The organism is Pyrobaculum sp. (genome assembly GCF_049971835.1).
GTDB lineage: Archaea > Thermoproteota > Thermoprotei > Thermoproteales > Thermoproteaceae > Pyrobaculum.
The window spans coordinates 1-1764 of sequence record NZ_JBMFKV010000320.1; the positions used below are offsets into that span (position 1 = coordinate 1).

The window sequence follows — 1764 nt, forward strand, 5'->3', positions numbered from 1 at the left end:
GTCTTTGGCGGCTCTGAAGCACGCCTATGACGTGTGGAGGCCTCGGGGGCTGTTTCTCGTGGTGGCTGGGGAGGGTAAGAGGGAGCGGGCTTTGAGGCTTTTGGAGCCGTATCTCTCGGGGGCTTTCCACGAGCTGGCCGACAAGGTGAGGATCCTCTCGGGGGGCGAGGTTCTGCAGTTGCACGCAGACGTAACGCGTCACAAGGAGCTACTCGGCTTGTTTACGGCTCTGCGGTGACGTAGCAAAGGCCCCCCGCGGCGCGGTGCCTGGGGATCCGTGGCAACGCCAATATGGCGTCTGGTGCGGGGGGTCTTAGAGATCTGATGTCTAAAGGGGGGTGTGAGTAGTGGTGTCTGGGGCACGGCTCTGGAGGCGGGTCTTTGCAGATGGGATGATCTCGGGTGGGCCCGTCTGGCTGATTAAAACTGATTAGTATTTGTAAGTTCCTGCATATGTCTATGGCTGTGTTTTGGCTGTTGCTGGGTTGGTGAATGGCGTTGAGTTTTTATATATGTGTCGATGGGTTGCCATGGTTTCGGTTGTTATGAAGGCTGTGCATGACACTGATTTGGTGGATGTGTTGAAGAGGTTGGGGCTCTACGAGGGGGTTGTTGGGGGGCGCTACCGGTGTTTTGTCTGTGGTAGGCCGATTTCCGTGGATAATTTAGGTGGGATGTTTAAGAGTAAAGATGGCAGAATTAATCTCGTCTGTAGTGATGTTAAGTGTCTGGTTGCGGCGGCGGAGATTACGGCTAGGCTGTCGGGCTCTGCTGTCCGTGAGTAGGTGGCCCGGTTGGTTGCGTGATTACTGAGGCTTTTAACTGGTTTCTCTCAACGCTTGGCCTCATCTTCTTACTCTACCTCTTTTTCAAGTTGTTGATTAAGTTGTCTAAGTCTGTAGAGGATTTTGTGAATATTGTACTGTTGAAGATTTATTATCCAATAGCTTCTCGTATAGTTAAGAGCGAGCATAAGAATTATGTTAAGAAGAGACTAAGATCTCTAATCCCACATTCTTCTACGGTTGAAGGTATTGGGTATGATATCGATATTGAGTGGTCTGATAAGGAGAGTATATCTCTAGATCTCGAAAAGGGCTTGTTGATAGTTAGGGTGCAGTACACCACAGATTTGAATCATGTGGTGGCGAAGGCTCTTCTTATGGCGGCGCCTTACGCAGTCTCGCGGTATCTAGAGCCTGTTTTCGGTCCTAAAATGGCTAGGTTGCTCGCCGTTTCTATTTCTCGTGATTATGCGAGTGGGGACGTCAGGGTGTTGACGGAGTTCATGAGGCTGGTTGGGGAGACTTATAACAATCCCGAGGAAAAGACACTGCTAGAATACATATATAAAGCTGATGACGAATCGCTGTATAGACATATTGTGCTTTTTGAGCTAAGGAAGGTTCTTGAGGAGTTTAATGGTGCAGTGGACAAGAATAAGTTGGAGAACGATGTGAGGCGGTTACTCGAAGTTGTAGGTAATCTGTCATCAGTCGACGATCCCACGGTATGTGGAGACTATATTTCATTGACAATTGTGAGGACTGGAAAGTTGGAGAAGGTGTTGAGGGGAGACTGGGAGCGCTATGTCAATTTTATTAACTCAGTTATTAGCCGATGCCGTACGTTGAGACGTATTTACATTGTATCGGCTGGGAAAGTGATATCCAGTGTCGCCAAGCAGTTTGTGAACTACCTCTCCTCCAATATTAGGGGGTTTGATCTTATACACCAAGAAATGTACAAGGCAAGGCGTTATAG

Annotated in this window: 2 protein-coding genes and 1 pseudogene; all 3 read left to right on the plus strand. The window is 48.8% G+C overall.

What is annotated here, in order from left to right; genetic code table 11:
- Positions 1 to 238 (plus strand): annotated as a pseudogene (locus tag ACP5J3_RS14185) (EVE domain-containing protein); the annotation flags it as partial.
- A gap of 292 nt (positions 239 to 530) precedes the next feature.
- A complete protein-coding gene (locus tag ACP5J3_RS14190) occupies positions 531 to 785 on the plus strand; it encodes a hypothetical protein (protein ID WP_428496276.1) in 255 nt (84 codons plus the stop codon).
- A 17-nt stretch (positions 786 to 802) separates the two neighbouring features.
- The coding region (locus ACP5J3_RS14195; protein WP_428496277.1) for a hypothetical protein at positions 803 to 1764 on the plus strand (962 nt) is incomplete at its 3' end.

Excerpts from the sequence above, each read along its gene's own strand:
- ACP5J3_RS14190 (WP_428496276.1), top strand. The coding sequence starts at position 531 with ATGGTTTCGGTTGTTATGAAGGCTGTGCATGACACTGATTTGGTGGAT.